7 protein-coding genes are annotated in these 16,621 nt (G+C 45.2%); 6 read left to right on the top strand and 1 reads right to left on the bottom strand.

The annotated features are described in order from the left end of the window. Positions 1 to 4: 4 nt before the first annotated feature. Positions 5 to 199, bottom strand: a complete 195-nt coding sequence (locus tag P2A85_RS26495; RefSeq protein WP_340525455.1) for a hypothetical protein — start codon at positions 197 to 199, stop codon at positions 5 to 7. A gap of 355 nt (positions 200 to 554) precedes the next feature. Between P2A85_RS26495 and P2A85_RS26490 the strand changes: the two genes are divergently transcribed. The 6 genes from P2A85_RS26490 to P2A85_RS26465 all read left to right on the top strand — a co-directional run bounded on the left by P2A85_RS26490 (position 555) and on the right by P2A85_RS26465 (position 16,450). After that, positions 555 to 3,647, top strand: a complete 3,093-nt coding sequence (locus P2A85_RS26490) for a TIGR03960 family B12-binding radical SAM protein (protein WP_377476336.1) — start codon at positions 555 to 557, stop codon at positions 3,645 to 3,647. 1,062 nt (positions 3,648 to 4,709) lie between these two features. After that, positions 4,710 to 6,983 (top strand): Rne/Rng family ribonuclease, encoded by a 2,274-nt coding sequence (locus tag P2A85_RS26485; RefSeq protein ID WP_377476334.1) that lies wholly within the window; start codon positions 4,710 to 4,712, stop codon positions 6,981 to 6,983. Further along, positions 6,984 to 7,706, top strand: a complete 723-nt coding sequence (locus P2A85_RS26480) for a ribonuclease HII (RefSeq protein WP_377476332.1) — start codon at positions 6,984 to 6,986, stop codon at positions 7,704 to 7,706. It begins immediately after the preceding gene. Positions 7,707 to 8,081: 375 nt separating this feature from the next. Continuing rightward, a complete protein-coding gene (locus P2A85_RS26475) occupies positions 8,082 to 8,480 on the top strand; it encodes a response regulator (RefSeq protein ID WP_377476330.1) in 399 nt (132 codons plus the stop codon). Next, the gene (locus tag P2A85_RS26470; RefSeq protein ID WP_377476328.1) at positions 8,477 to 10,246 is read left to right on the top strand and encodes an adenylate/guanylate cyclase domain-containing protein; all 1,770 of its coding nucleotides are present in this window, start codon (positions 8,477 to 8,479) and stop codon (positions 10,244 to 10,246) included. Before P2A85_RS26475 ends, P2A85_RS26470 begins: the two co-directional genes overlap by 4 nt. A 465-nt stretch (positions 10,247 to 10,711) precedes the next feature. After that, complete coding sequence (locus P2A85_RS26465; RefSeq protein WP_377476326.1) at positions 10,712 to 16,450, top strand: AAA family ATPase; 5,739 nt, start codon at positions 10,712 to 10,714, stop codon at positions 16,448 to 16,450. The last annotated feature ends 171 nt before the right edge of the window (positions 16,451 to 16,621 follow it).

Here is a 16,621-nt window from a genome sequence, read left to right as displayed (position 1 = left end):
TTGGTCAAAAGCTAGATACCAATTGCACCCGCCCTTCATCCATTTCATTCATTAATAACTCTAAAGCTTCGTAATCAATATCCGAGATGTAGCCCAGACGAGTTAGTTCGTAGTTGATTTCATTTTCAATATCAGGTGTCAGACGCTTAATATTGAGGGCTTTTTCTACAAGTTTACGAATAGCATGAGTTGCTTGCATGGTAGATCTGAGAACTCAGTATATTTTATATATTGATCTAAATTATATATCTCCGAGGTGATCTAAATCAGAACCCACAAGTGATTTCAATTACTTTCTGGCTCTGATTATCCCAGAGTGTCGTTCTGGGGCTGGTTGTTATTTTAATCCCTAGTTTAAAATCAGTAAAATCGAAGCTAAATTTTCTGGTATTTATAATAAAAGTATCCTAGCATACTTTTATGCGAAAATTGTGCAGAAACTTAAATCAACAAAATACTTATAGCCTTTCTCAGTCTCCAATCTAATTTGGTTGGCGGATTGACAGCTTTTGAGGTAGGCTACTTAAGAGTCGCAACAATTAGCGAGTCCAGCCGTGACAGTAACAGTCGAAGAATTACTTACATCAGAAATTAATCAACCAGCTCGTTATTTAGGTAACGAGTTGGGGGCTGTACGCCAGCCTTGGGATGCAGCAACTGTGCGATGGGTGCTGACTTACCCAGAAGTCTATGAAGTTGGTGCTTCCAATCTCGGACACATCATTCTTTACAATATCTTGAACGCCGGGCCGAGGCAGTTGTGCGATCGCGCTTATTTGCCGGCCCCAGATTTAGCAGCCAAACTGCGATCGACTCAAACTCCCCTGTTTGCAGTGGAATCGAGGCGATCGCTCACCGAATTTGATATCCTGGGCTTTAGCCTCAGTTACGAACTGGGAGCCACCAATATTCTGGAAATGCTTGATTTGGCAGGCATTCCCCTGACTTGGCAAGAAAGAGCGACAAGTTCCCAATGGCCACTGATTTTTGCAGGCGGCCAAACGGCAACTTCCAATCCTGAACCCTACGCTGACTTTTTTGATTTCATTGCTTTGGGTGATGGGGAAGAATTGTTGCCGGAAATTGGCTTGATTTTGGCTGAAGGCAAAACTAATGGTTTGAGTCGAGAAGCGTTGTTGCTAGATTTGGCGCAAATTCCCGGCGTTTATGTGCCACAATTCTACGACATGGCCCCTGATGGTTCTGTCCATCCCAATCGCCCGGAAGTTCCGCCACGAATTTTACGCCGGGTGGCGACTCCCATTCCAGCTTATTCGATCGGCCTGGTTCCCTACGTCCAGACAGTACACGATCGACTGACAGTAGAAATCCGCCGTGGTTGTACTCGCGGTTGCCGCTTTTGTCAACCGGGAATGTTGACTCGCCCCGCGCGAGATGTGGAACCTCAACAAGTCGTAGAGGCGATCGAAAAGGGCATGAAAGCCACCGGGCAAAGCGAATTTTCCCTGCTTTCTCTCAGTTGTTCCGACTATCTGGCACTCCCAGCAGTCGGTATGGAAATCAAAAATCGCCTGAAAGATAAAAATATTTCTCTGTCTCTACCCAGCCAGCGGGTCGATCGATTTGATGACAATATTGCCGATATTCTCGGTGGTACTCGCCAGGGTGGGTTGACTTTTGCGCCGGAAGCTGGTACGCAGCGGATGCGGGATATTGTGAACAAGGGTTTGACTAATGAAGAATTGCTCAGGGGTGTGAAAACGGCAGTCGATCGCGGTTGGGATAAAATCAAGCTGTATTTTATGATCGGTTTGCCAGGAGAAACAGATTTTGATGTTCTGGGCATCGCTGAAACAGTCCGTTGGCTGAGTAGGGAATGTCGGATCGATGGCCGACGCCGACTCAATTTCAATTTGACAATTTCTAACTTTACGCCCAAGCCCCATACTCCTTTTCAGTGGCACTCGGTTTCTACTACAGAATTTGCCCGCAAGCAAAAATTACTGAGGGAAGAGTTTCGGGGGATGAAGGGTGTTAAGGTGAATTTCACCGATGTGCGGATTTCGGCAATGGAGGATTTTGTCGGCAGAGGCGATCGACGTTTGGCTGCTGTCGTCCGTCGCGCTTGGGAACTCGGTGCAGGTATGGATGCGTGGTGGGAAAGCTTGGATAAAGCTCACAAGGCATGGACTGTGGCGATCGCCGAATCCGATCTTACCTGGAAATATCGCCAAGTCGAAAGTGGTGAATGGAATCTTTTTGCAGAGAAGGAAGTAACCCCCCCCAGCCCCCCCCAAGGGGGGAATGAATTAGGAACCCCCCCCAGCCCCCCCCAAGGGGGGAAATTAGAAGGCGCACTCCCAGGGGGGAATGAATTAGGAACCCCCCCCAGCCCCCCCCAAGGGGGGAAATTAGAAGGCGCACTCCCAGGGGGGAATGAATTAGGAACCCCCCCCAGCCCCCCCCAAGGGGGGAAATCAGAAGGCACACTCCAAGGCGGGAATGAATTAGGAACCCCCCCCAGCCCCCCCCAAGGGGGGAAATCAGAAGGCACACTCCAAGGCGGGAATGAATTAGGAACCCCCCCCAGCCCCCCCCAAGGGGGGAAATCAGAAGGCACACTCCAAGGGGGGAATGAATTAGGAACCCCCCCCAACCCCCCCCAAGGGGGGAAATCAGAAGGCACACTCCAAGGCGGGAATGAATTAGGAACCCACCTCCTAGATCAACCCTTACCGTGGGATCATCTGGATACGGGAATTGACAAAAATTGGCTAAAACTTGATTTGCAGAAGGCTTTGGCAGCCGCAACAGTCCCCGATTGTTCCTTTGAAGGCTGTTCCCACTGTGGGGTTTGTGGCACTGACTTTGGACACAATATTGTGGTAGAACCTCTGCCAATTCCTCCCTTTGCAGGGGAGTTTGTACCCAATCAAGAGCGCAAACAGCGCTTCCGGGTGTGGTTTGGCAAGGTGGGCGATATGGCTTTGGTTGGTCATTTGGATTTGGTACGATTGTTCGATCGCGTATTCCGTAAAGCCGATTTACCGATTTCTTTTACCGGCGGTTTTCATCCCAATCCTCGCATTTCTCTGGCAAATGCCCTGCCTCTGGGTGTTAGCAGCACAGGGGAAATTGTGGATTTTGAACTCACTGAGTTGATGGACGCCCAGCAGTTTCGGGCAAAATTGGTGGCACATCTACCGCCAAATATTCCTGTTTACAAGGTTGAGGCGATCGATCTTAAGGCTCCTTCTGCCAATCAGTTGTTAGAAGCTGCGGAATACCTGATTACTGTGGCTGTAGCTGGTGCGGTGGCAAAAAATGACGCATCAAACCAAAAGAATGTGGCCCATGTCTGTGTCGCTGCTAGTGACCAGTGGCAAGCTTGGGTACGGGCGATCGTGGAAGCTGAGGATTTTTGGCGGGAACATACTACCAAGTCGGGTAAGACGCAGCAAGTCAATTTGCGCGATCGACTACAGGAACTAGAAGTGGTAGATTGTCAATCTGCCGACAGTCGTAACTCCCAAGGTAAAGCCATCTTGCGCTATCGGGGTAGCTGTCGCAGTGATGGTAATGTACTAAAGCCAGAACATCTGGTGTGGATGCTCGAACAAGTCAGCCACCAGGAAATTCAGCTTCTGCATATCCAACGCAGTCAGCTAATCCTGAGTTATGGTTAGAATAGAAAAGTCGAAGGTGGAGTATTCCACCGGGTATCAAGCTATAATTGCTTGTTATGGAAGTCAGGACGGTTAGATGGCGATTAGTCCATCGCCGTTGAGTCAACCAGCAACGCGGGCTGGGTGCAAACTGCTTCTGTTCAAGACTTCAAGCCTTTTTGTAAATCCTTGGCTAAATCTAGCATCAAACTCGCAGGAGCTTGCTCAAAGATAAATTTATCGATTCAGTCGATCGCCGGCTTACTCAAAAATTTCATGGTTTAAGCCACTCTGTGAGTATTTCAGGTAAAAGCAGTCCCAAATGCGTTGAGCGATGGGATAGAGGCGATCGTAGTTGAGCCTGTCAGGGTCACACCTGCAAAGTAAACCTAATTGTCCGCATTTGACTATGGGTTTACAGACTACTCAAAAATAGATGTTTTTGACCAGGTTTGAGGGTTGGTAGTTGACGGAAATCGCAGTCGAATGGCAAGCTGAATTCAGTTGAGTGCAATCCGCCGATCGCACAAGTATTCAACAAAAGTCCTTACGCTTTCACTCCTACATAATTTCCCTCAAAACCAGCCCTGAACCACCACTTCCTGGAGTTATCAGTTTTTTGTGTAGAGTTGTGTGTTAAGAAATTGGTAGGGTATCACTGAATTGATTCGCTGAGTTCCAATTAACAGTTGCAAGGGTTGAATTTTGAGTGAAAGAATTCGTAATTCACAAATCAAAATTCAAGAGACGTCTCCCGTAATGATTGTGGGGTAGGCATCCAGCCTGCCAGTGACAGATTTTTTTGGGAGATGTCTAATATTTACAACTCGCTAAAAGCCTCCTTATTTCTATCTTCCAGCTCAGTCTGCGAAGCATAACTCATAACTATGTACGGGTGGATTTAAGCACTTTATCTGTAACGGTCAACAGTCAACAGTTAATAGTCAACATTTAACAGTCTTTCCATCCTGTAATAAATCACAACTAATAACTCTTGAAGCTACTACTAATTAAAATCAAAGTTAAAGGCACTATTCAGCGTAGGTGTCTGGAACTTGCTGACAATTTTTTCGAGGAAATTGAATGACTAAGCAGATAGTTATAGCAGAGCAGCATCGTATTGCTGCCGTCTTTTCAGAAGACCAAATCCAAGAACTCGTGGTAGCCACAGGTAGCCACCAAGTTAGTGATATTTACTTAGGTATTGTCGAAAATGTATTACCTGGGATAGATGCCGCTTTCGTGAATATCGGCGACCCAGAACGCAACGGGTTTATGCACGTCACAGACCTCGGCCCGCTGCGACTCAAGCGCTCGGCGGGAGCAATTACAGAACTTTTGACTCCCCAACAAAAAGTTCTGGTACAGGTAATGAAAGAACCCACGGGCAGTAAAGGCCCCCGACTCACGGGCAACATTACTCTGCCTGGTCGCTATTTGGTGCTGATGCCCTACGGACGGGGAGTCAATCTGTCCCGGCGGATCAAGTCCGAAGCCGAGCGCAACCGCCTCCGAGCCCTCGCTATTTTGGTCAAACCAGCCGGGATGGGACTTTTGGTACGCACCGAAGCTGAAGGCCAGACTGAAGAAGCCATCATGGAAGACTTGGAAGTGCTACAAAAACAGTGGGAAGCCGTTCAAATTGAAGGCGGTACGACACGGGCACCGGCACTCCTCAACCGCGATGACGATTTTATCCAGCGGGTGCTGCGGGATATGTTTAGTGGTGATGTGAATCGGATTGTGGTGGACTCGCAAAATGGGATTAAGCGAGTTAAGCAGCAGTTGATGAGCTGGAACGGTGGCAAACTGCCTGCGGGTGTTTTGATCGACCATCATCGAGAGCGCGCCTCGATTTTAGAATTTTTCCGGGTGAATGCTGCCATTAGAGAAGCCCTCAGACCAAGGGTAGATTTGCCTTCTGGCGGTTATGTGATTATTGAGCCGACAGAAGCACTAACGGTGATAGATGTCAACTCTGGTTCCTTTACTCGATCGGCTACGGCGCGAGAAACGGTACTCTGGACTAATTGCGAAGCAGCCACAGAAATCGCCAGACAACTGCGATTGCGGAATATTGCCGGGGTAATTATTGTTGATTTTATTGACATGGAGTCTCGCCGCGATCAGTTGCAGGTGCTCGAACATTTCAATAAAGCTCTCAGGGCTGACAAAGCTCGGCCACAAATCGCCCAACTTTCAGAATTGGGACTGGTAGAACTGACTCGCAAGCGCCAAGGTCAAAATATTTATGAATTGTTCGGCCACAGTTGTCCTACTTGCAACGGGTTGGGTCATTTGGTGCAACTCCCCGGCGAAGATGAAATGGCCCCAGCGGCACGGGAATCGGGCGATCGCACTGTCGCCACATCCAACCGCGTGTTGTTAAATTTACCCGAAGGATTGGAGCGCCGCAGCTTAGCCCCTGTAGCCGCTGCCAGTCCCACATCGGTGCGGGAAGAACGTTTAGCCGAACCCCAGCGGGCTGCTTGGGAACCTCTGAATGAAAGCTTGGATTTTGAGGCTGGTAGTAATGTTGCTTCTTTGGATTTACTCAACCATCCCAGTTATCAAGACTTGGGGAACGGTACTCGCCGCCGCCGTCGTCGCCGGATTGGGGAAGAAGCTTTTGGACTGCCGGTGGAAGAGGAACCAGTACGCAGCAAGTTGCGACTTCCCAATACTTCTAGCGCTCCCATTGCAGAGCCGAGAGCGGAATATCTTCCACCCCCAGGCATTCGCCCTGCTTCCGAGGGTTTTGGATTGGTGAATATGACGGGTTCCAGGCGCGAAGATTTCGAGCGGGTGCGTCCCACTAAGTCGGAGTTGATGAAGCCGATGGTGGAGCCTCCGGAAGTGATTACAGTGGAAATGACGGCTGAGGAACAGGATGTTTATGCTGTGATGGGGGTTTCTCCTTTGGTGCTGACTAATCGCAGTCTGAAAAATCCTAAGAATGCGATCGTTTCGGTGACAATGCCCGGAGAAGCCCCAACTAAGCCGCCCTTTGAGCAGTTGGAACTTGAATTTACACCGACGGCGCAAGGATCAAATGTGGAGGAACGGGATTATTATGCCGAGATGCCTGTAGTTGAGTCTGTATTTTCTCCTGTATTTTCTGAGGATGCTGAGACGGAAATTTACGATGAAAGTCCGATGGACGACACTGATGATTTTGAGCCAATGTCGTCCATGTCATCGATGTCTGAAATATCGGAAATGAGCGATGGGGCGGAGGAACCAATGCCATCGGAGGAACCAATTCTATCGGAGGAATCAATGCCATCGGAAGAACCGGAGGAACCCGCTATCAATCGCCGTCGCCGTCGCCGTTCCTCTGCTGTTTTGGATGAATAAATGAAGGAAGAAGGAAGACGGAAAACCGCCGACGGAAAACCGCAGACGGAAAAAGGCAGAGGGAAGACAGAAGCAGTAGAAATTTTTACTCTCTTCCCCTCTTTCCATCTCCCCGTCCCTCCCTCTACTGGTATCCCCCTCTCCCCCTCTTCCTCTCCCCAGCTCGTTGCAGGTGTGGATGAAGTCGGGCGAGGGGCTTTGTTCGGGCCTGTGGTGGCGGCGGCTTGCATTTTGCCGATCGAGCTTTTGGATGAGTTGGTAAATTGTGGGGTGCGAGATAGTAAGCAGTTGAGTGCCGCAGCCAGGAGTCGGCTAGCTGTCAAAATCCGGGCTGTGGCTGTGGATTGTCAAATTGGTGTGGCTTCGGTTACTGAAATTGACCGTTTGAATATTTTGCAGGCTTCTTTGTTGGCGATGAAACGCGCGATTGTGAAGCTGAATGTTACTCCTGATTTGTGTTTGGTGGACGGAAATCAAAGGATTCCCAATTTGCCGATCGCCCAAGAGACAATGGTGAAGGGTGATTCGCGATCGATTCAGATTGCTGCTGCTAGTATTGTGGCGAAAGTTTGGCGCGATGAATTAATTTTGCGTTTGGCTGTTAAGTATCCTGAATATGACTTGACAAACAATAAGGGATATGGTACTGCTAAACATAAATTGGGGTTGGAACGTTACGGGCGATCGGCTTTTCACCGAAAATCTTTTAGCCCGTGTCGATAATAGACAAAACTTATAAACTTAAAGTACAAATTTATACTACTAAAAATCAGCAAGATTATTAACAAACATCAGGGGGAAATTGAAGTTAAATCTATTCCTGACAAAACTACGTTTCATGTTTTTATACCAATGATGTGAGATTTGAGGTTTTAAATTAAGCGATAATTTTCATCTCACATCCTGCGATCGCCTTGTGGTTAATCCAACGGGTGACAGGAGGGATTTCCAGAGTTTCCGGTTTTGATGGTTTCACAAGTGGATACTAATCTGAAAATCCCCAGGGTTGTCTATCGCAAGTAGCTGCGATCGATCGCGACTGATGATACCAATCTCCAATCTCGAATCGATTCACTAATGACAAAGGAGCAAAAATAGATGTCTAAACCAGTGATTTTGTGTGTTGATGACGAGAGAATCATGTTGGACAGTCTGAGGACGCAGCTAGCAGCAGAATTTGGTGATACCTATACCTATGAAGGGGCGGAAGATGCCGAAGAGGCTTTGGAGTTAATTAAGGAACTCCATGACGATGAAGTCAGCGTAGTTGTGATTATTTCCGATTGGTTAATGCCTGGTATGAAGGGAGATGAGTTGTTGATTCGCATTCACGAAGAATTTCCTAATATTATCAAAATAATGTTGACAGGTCAAATTGACGAATCAGCAGTAGTTCGCGCTAAAAAACAAGCAAATATTCATAAATGCTTATCTAAACCTTGGTTTGAAGCAGAGTTACGGGAAACTATTAAATCTGCTTTATCTCATAAACTATGAACCAACAGGTAATTATTTGTGTTGATGATGAGATAACTATACTCAGGGGGCTCAAAGCAGAATTGCGAGAGGCCGTCGATAACGATTATATAATCGAAATAGCTGAAGGAGGAGAAGAAGCATTAGAATTAATGCAAGAATTGCGAGATGATGGTTCTGAAGTTATTCTAATTATTTCCGACCAGATGATGCCGGAAATGAGGGGAGATGAGCTATTAAGGCGCGTACATATCATGTCGCCCAAAACTATCAAAATTATGCTCACAGGACAAGCGGATGTTGAAGCGATAAGCAATGCGATTAATCATGCCAATTTATATCGTTATATCAGTAAGCCTTGGCAAGCAGAAGATTTGAAATTGACAGTTAAAGAAGCGATAAATAGCTATTTTAAAGACAAACAACTTACCGAACAAAATGCGCAACTCCAGCGCATGAATCAAGAGTTGGCAACATTAAACAGCCAGCAAGCGGTACTGATTACTAAACTACACGAAAATGAAAATCGCTTGACACAGTTTTTGGAAGCAATGCCAGTGGGTGTGGGTGTACTTGATACTGATGGCAAAGTTTACTATATCAATCGGAAGGCAAAAGAGATATTTGGTAAAGGAGTTGTATCGGATATGCCTGCGGAAAAATTGTCAGAGGTTTATCAACTTTATCAAGGGGGTACTCTTGAACATTGCCCAGTCGAAAACTTACCCATCATCCGGGCATTGAGGGGGGAAACTTCCGTGGCTGATGATTTAGAAGTCAGACACGGGGAGCAGATTATTCCCGTAGAAATTCAGGCTACCCCAATTTACGATCGGGATGGCAAAATTGTCTATGCTATCAATACTCTTCAAGATATCACGGAACGTAAACAAGCTGAAGCAGAACGGAAAAAATTGATTGAGGAACTCTTTGAAGTCAATTGCAATTTGGAAATTGCACTGGAGGCAGAATTAGAAATCACTCAGGCGACAAGTCGGTTTGTACCCAATGAATTTTTAGGTTTTTTGGGATGTGAAAGTATTGTTGATATTAAATTGGGAGACGCGGTGCAGTTAGAAATGTCTGTGTTATTTTCTGACATCCGCGAATTCACTACTCTTTCGGAACAGATGACGCCAGAAGATAATTTCAAATTTATAAATTCTTATTTGAGTCATATGGAACCGCTAATTGTTGAAAATCGGGGGTTTATTGATAAATATATTGGCGATGCAATTATGGCACTGTTTAGCGAGGGTGCTGATGATGCTGTTCGTGCGGGAATAGCCATGTTACACGCCTTGGTTGAATACAATCAAGAGCGCGCTTCTGCTGGCTATATACCCATTAAGATTGGGGTGGGGATTAATACTGGTTCTTTGATGCTGGGTATCGTTGGCGGGCCTAGCCGGATGGATGGTACTGTGATTAGTGATGCGGTTAATTTGGCTTCTCGGATTGAAAGTTTGACGAAAAAGTATGGGGTGTCGTTGTTGATTACCGATCCGACTTTCCAGTCTTTGAAAAATCCTGCTGATTATGCAATCCGCAAAATCGATCGAGTTCAGGTAAAAGGAAAGTCGGAAATGGTGACTGTTTATGAAGTTTTTGATGCGGACTTGCCGGAAATTAAAGCTGGTAAGTTAGCGACGCTGCAAGTATTTAGCGAGGCTTTGTTTTTGTATGACATGAAAAATTTTAGTGGAGCGGCTGTACTTTTTAATGAGTGTTTGCAGCAAAATCCGGGCGACGTAGTGGCTCAGATTTATCTGGAAAGATGTGGTTAGTTATTGGTTATTGGTTATTTGTTGTTGGTTGTTTGTTATTGGTTATTGGTGATTTAATCAAAAATTTCCTATGGTTTCCCAGGCTGTTCAGTTGTGATTTGACAAGAAACTAGAAATGTGATATGTTTGAGAATAAATTTTGTCTAAATGGAATATAGCAATCGCCAATCCGCTTTGTTCCTTGCTCCCTTCGACTCGGCTCAGGGAGCAAGGAACAAATCACATTAACAGCCTTGGCGCTTGCTATACTTAAAGGCGATCGACTATTTAGCTACTGTCAATTAAGCTTGGTGTAAAATTTTCAAATCACCATGAATAGCCTAGGTCACTTCCGGGCGATCGTCTAAAATTGGCACAATCAAGAATTTCAGCTTAAAAATGCACGTAGTGCAGTAAGTATCTGGTCAAATCGAGCGTTTTCCGCCTCCTGTAGCATCTATATAATCTTTATTTAACTTCTTCACCATGACTAATAATTTGTTAACAATTCCCGGTTATCACATCATCGAAGAAATCTATAATGGATCTAGAACACAGGTTTATCGAGGTGTTACTAAGTCCAACCAAAAAGTGATTATCAAACTGCTCAAAACTGAGTATCCCACTTTTAGCGAACTCGTGCAGTTTCGGAATCAGTACACCATTACCAAAAATCTTGACCTTCCCGGAATTGTCAAACCCATTGCACTCTTAAACTACCGCAATGCTTTTGCTCTGGTAATGGAGGATGTTGGTGGTGTTTCCCTGGCTGAGTATACTGCTAATGCCAAGCCATTGGATAATATCCAATCAAGTAACTCTCACATGGCCTCGCCCCAGACTTCGCCCCTACCGCTAGATGAATTTTTGCCGATCGCCCTTCAGGTTGTCCAAACCCTAGAAGGACTATATCACAACCGAATTATTCACAAAGATATCAAGCCCCAGAATATTATTATTAACCCTGAAACTAAAGAAACTAAATTAATTGACTTCAGCATTTCCTCACTGTTACCGAGAGAAAACCAGGAAATTCAAAATCCCAACGTCTTAGAAGGAACTCTGGCTTATATGTCCCCAGAACAAACAGGACGAATGAATCGGGGTATCGACTACCGCACCGACTTTTACTCGCTGGGAGTTACTTTTTACCAACTACTAACAGGGCAATTACCATTTAATTCCACCGAGCCCATGGAACTGGTTCACTGTCATATTGCCAAGATGCCGATTCCGCCAATGGAACTGGTTCAAAATATGTCGGTGATGGTGAATAATCTGATTGTCAAATTGATGGCAAAAACTCCAGAATTACGCTATCAAAGTGCTACTGGACTGCGCTATGACTTAGAAAAATGCTGGCAGCAATGGCAAGAGAATGGGACTATTAGCCAGTTTGGATTGGGAAATCGGGATATTTGCGATCGCTTCGTGATTCCCGAAAAACTCTACGGCAGAGAAATTGAAGTTAAAGCTCTATTAGATTCCTTCGATCGCGTAAGCGAAGGCAGCAGAGAAATTATGCTAGTTGCTGGCTTTTCTGGCATTGGTAAAACTGCTGTAGTGAATGAAGTACACAAACCCATTGTCCGCCAAAGGGGTTATTTCATCAAAGGAAAATTTGACCAATTCAAGCGCGATATTCCCTTTTCTGCATGGGTGCAAGCATTCCAGAATTTAATGAGGCAATTACTCACTGAAAGTCCTGCCCAGGTGCAGAAATGGAAAGTTAAAGTATTTGAGGCTTTGAGTGAAAACGGTCAGGTCATTGTTGATGTCATTCCTGAATTAGAACACCTAATTGGCAAGCAGAAAAAAGTGTCAGAACTAGAGGGGACTGCTGCTAAAAATCGCTTCAATCTATTATTTCAAAACTTCATCCGAGTGTTTGCCACAAAAGAGCATCCTTTAGTAATTTTCTTGGATGATTTGCAGTGGGCAGACTCGGCTTCATTGAAGCTAATACAATTATTAATGAGTGAAAAAGATACCAACTATCTGTTGTTAATGGGAGCGTATCGGGACAATGAAGTTTTTCCAGCCCATCCACTGATGCTGACATTGGATGAGATTCGCTCATACTCGGCAACAGTTAACCAAATTACGTTAGCACCTTTAGACAAAACTTCCCTGAATCGCCTGATTGCTGATACCATGATTTGTTCACCCGAAAAGGCAATGCCTCTAACAGAACTGGTTTTCGGCAAAACTCAAGGCAATCCTTTTTTTGCTACTCAATTTCTTAAATCTTTGCAGGTTGATGGATTAATATCATTTGATTATACCCCCCCAACCCCCCCTTACCAAGGGGGGGCAAGCTTGCCAACCTCTGCTTACCAAGGGGGGGCAAGCTTGCCAACCTCTGCTTACGAAGGGGGGGCAAGCTTGCCAACCCCCCCTTACCAAGGGGGGGCAAGGGGGGGTTGGCAATGTGATATTGGCCAAGTTAGGACGCTAGCTTTGACCGATGATGTGGTCGAGTTTATGGCAATTCAGTTGCAAAAACTGCCTAGAAATACCCAGGAAGTCCTGAAACTTGCAGCTTGTATTGGCAATCAATTTGACTTAGCAACTCTGGCAATTGTTCATCAAAAATCTCAGAGTGAGACATCTGCTGATTTGTGGAAAGCGTTGCAAGAAGGGTTGGTTATTCCGATTAGTGAAGTGTACAAATTTTTTCGGGACTCGGAATCAGTTGAAGTTGGACAAGCGTCGGAGTTATCGGTTCCCTACAAGTTTTTACATGACCGAGTGCAGCAAGCAGCATATTTTTTGATTCCCGAATCCCAGAAACAGTCCACCCATCTCGAAATTGGTCAACTGCTATTGAGGAAGGGCGGGCACGGGGGCACCGCCCCTACGGAAGCAGAAAGAGAAGAAAAAATTTTTGATATTGTCAACCAGTTGAATATCGGGCTGGAGTTAATTGAAGATCAGCCTGAGCGAGACCGACTAGCTCAATTAAATTTAATTGCCGGACGTAAAGCTTTAACTTCAACTGCTTATGCTGCGGCAAATATCTATCTCCAAATAGGGATTAAACTCTTGAGGGCTAACTGCTGGCAGAATCAGTATGAATTGACCCTGAATCTCTATGTTGCTGCTGCTGAAGCTGCCTATTTGAATGCTGACTTTGATGGTATGGATACCCTAGCAGCACAGGTTTTGCAACACGCCCAAACAATTTTAGATCGAGTTAAAATTTACGAAATTAAAATTGCTGCTCAGACAGCCCAGATCAAGGTGTTAGAAACGATCGCAGTCGCCAGAGACGCACTCTTACAATTGGGAATTGAACTCCCTACCACACCTGATGAAGCTTCGATCGCCAAAGCGCTACAAGCCCTTGCAGGCTACCTCGGCGACAGAAAGATTGAGGAACTAATTGACCTACCTGTGATGAGAAATCCACAGACTCACGCCGCTATGCAACTGTCTGGTATGTTGTTTCCACCCGTTTTCCAGGGAATGCCCGGTTTGCTGCCCCTACTTAGCTCGACGATGGTGAGTTTATCGCTCCAATTTGGGAATGCACCCGCATCCACGGTGGGGTATGCGATGCACGGGATGGTGTTGTGTGCCTTTTTTCAAGAAGTGGAAACGGGCTATGGCTATGGGCAATTGGGGCTGAACTTACTCGATCGGTTAAATGTGCGGGAATTGAAGTCCACAGTTCTACTTTTGTTTGGGGGCTGGATTCAGCATCGTAAAGAAGCTCTTTTAGCAACATTACCGACACTGAAAGATGGCTTTACGGCTGGCATGGAAACTGGCGACTTTGTAGACGCTGGCTACAACATATACATTTATTTTTATACCCATTTATTCGCTGGGGTAGAACTAGATACTTGGGAAGCAGAAATAGCAGGTTACAGGGGTGTGATGGCGCAGTTGAAACAATATTCTGCTCAAATTTATTTGGATATGATTCAGCAGACGGTGCAGAACTTGAGGGAAACCCGTATTCACTCGGATTGCTTAATCGGGGAAGCCTATGATGAAACGGTGATGATTCCCAAGCATTATCAGGACAATGAATTCACGGCGATCGCCTGTGCCTGCATCTTCAAACTGCTGCTTGCTTACTGCTATGGAAACTACACGGCTGCCCTAGACAACATTACCCAAATTAAACAGTGTGTGATGGGAGTATCGGGATCGACTTTTGTTCCCATTTTCCATTTCTATGCCGCCCTCACCCACTTAGCACTTTTGCCCACAGAGTCAGCAATTGAGCAAACTGAAATTCTTGCCTTAGTGGAAACCCATCAAACTACTCTGCATCAGTGGGCGCAAAATGCTCCCATGAATTATTTGCATAAATTGTATTTAGTAGAGGCTGAACGACATCGAGTTTTAGGTCAAAATATGGAGGCGATTGATAATTACGATCGCGCTATTAAACTCGCCAAAGAAAACGAGTACATCAATGAAGAAGCACTAGCTAACGAACTCGCAGCCAAATTTTACCTAACCTGGGGCAAAGAGAAAATTGCTCAAGTCTACCTAACGGATGCTTACTACGCCTATGCACGCTGGGGAGCCAAGGCAAAAGTTGAGGATTTAGAAAAACGTTATCCTCAATTACTTGCGCCGATTTTAAATCAGAAAATGAGCTTAAAGACAGGCGAGACAATTGCTCAAACGATGAGTGGAACTGTTACAGGTACAAGTTCAGGTGTTTCACAAATCCTGGATTTGGCAACCGTAATCAAAGCATCTCAATCACTCTCAGGCGAAATCAATCTCGATAAGTTGCTCTCCACTTTGATGCAAGTGATGATAGAGAATGCGGGAGCCGAAACAGGAGCGATGATTTTGATACAAGGAGATTCATTGTTCCTCGCTGTTCAATGTGCTATTGGTAAATCGTGCAACCTAAACTCAATTCCAGTTGTTGACTCTAAGGAAATTCCGATCGCAATTATTAACTATGTCTGGCGCACCCAAGAAACTCTGGTAATAAATGATGCCACTACAGAGGCTACATTTGCTGCTGACTATTATATCATCCAGCATCAACCAAAGTCTGTTTTGTGTCTGCCGATTCAACATCAAGGAAAGCCGAGCGCAATTCTGTACCTAGAAAATAATCTTGTTACCAATGCTTTTACTCCCGATCGCCTCGCAGTCTTAAATATTTTAGCCTCTCAAGCAGCAATTTCGATTGAAAATGCCCAACTCTATGCTAATTTAGAAACTAAAGTTGAGGAACGTACCCAAGAACTTTCACAGGCTTTAAATACTCTCCAATCTACCCAAGACGAACTGATTCAATCGGAAAAGATGGCTGCATTGGGACAATTGGTGGCGGGAGTAGCTCATGAAATAAATACACCTTTGGGAGCGATTTGTTCCTCCGTAGGTTCTATTGGTGATTTCTTGAGTCAAAATCTCAATCAATTACCCTCATTTTTTCAATCACTATCGCCACAACGCCAACAGCAATTTATCGAGATGTTGGAGCGATCGCAACAAAATACTACCACTGTATCGGGCAGAGAACGCCGCCAATTGAGGAAAGCTATTGTCAGCCAACTACAAGCTCAAGGCATTGCTGAGGCTGATACTGTGGCCAATCTGCTTCTAGATTTGGGAATTTGCGATCGCCTTGAGCCTTTTATCTCTATATTCCAAGATGCCGAGTGTGACAACTTTCTCAAAACCGTGCGCCAGTTTGTCCGTTTGCAAGAAAGTACACGAGACATTAAAACTGCTTCTGAAAGAGCCACAAAAATTGTCTTTGCACTCAAAACCTATGCCCGATTTAACCAAACTGGAGAAACCATTGAAGCGAGTATTATTGATGGAGTTGAAGTGGTTTTAACCCTATATCAAAATCAACTTAAACAGGGAATAGAGGTAATTCGTAATTATCAAGATTTGCCCCCAATCCGCTGCTACTTTGATGAATTAAATCAAGTTTGGACGAATCTCATTCATAACGGTTTGCAAGCCATGAATAACCGAGGGACTTTGACGATTGATGCTAGGGAGGAAAATGGGTCTATAATGGTGAGTATTACTGATAGTGGTTCTGGTATTCCTGAAGAGGTTAAGGCGAAGATTTTTCAGCCTTTCTTTACTACTAAACCACCAGGAGAAGGTAGTGGTTTAGGGCTGGATATCGTTAGGAAAATTGTAGAAAAACATGGAGGTATAATTGAATTTGAATCGATGCCCGGTCAAACTACTTTTACTGTCTCTTTACCAATCAATAGCTAGCCCATAATAAATGTCGCTTGTAGTCGAGTCTAGATCCCCCCTAACCCCCCTTAATAAGGGGGGGACAAGAGCATTCAAAGTCAACCCCTACTCCCCTTTTTAAGGGGGATTTAGGGGATCTAGACTAGACTATAAATTAGAGGCTGTGTGGATTTCCTCAGTTTGCTAAAC

The sequence above is a fragment of the Microcoleus anatoxicus genome, from assembly GCF_042465725.1.
GTDB lineage: Bacteria > Cyanobacteriota > Cyanobacteriia > Cyanobacteriales > Microcoleaceae > Microcoleus > Microcoleus anatoxicus.
The sequence above is the reverse complement of the archived record's forward strand: the minus strand, read 5'-3'. Positions and strand labels throughout refer to the sequence as shown.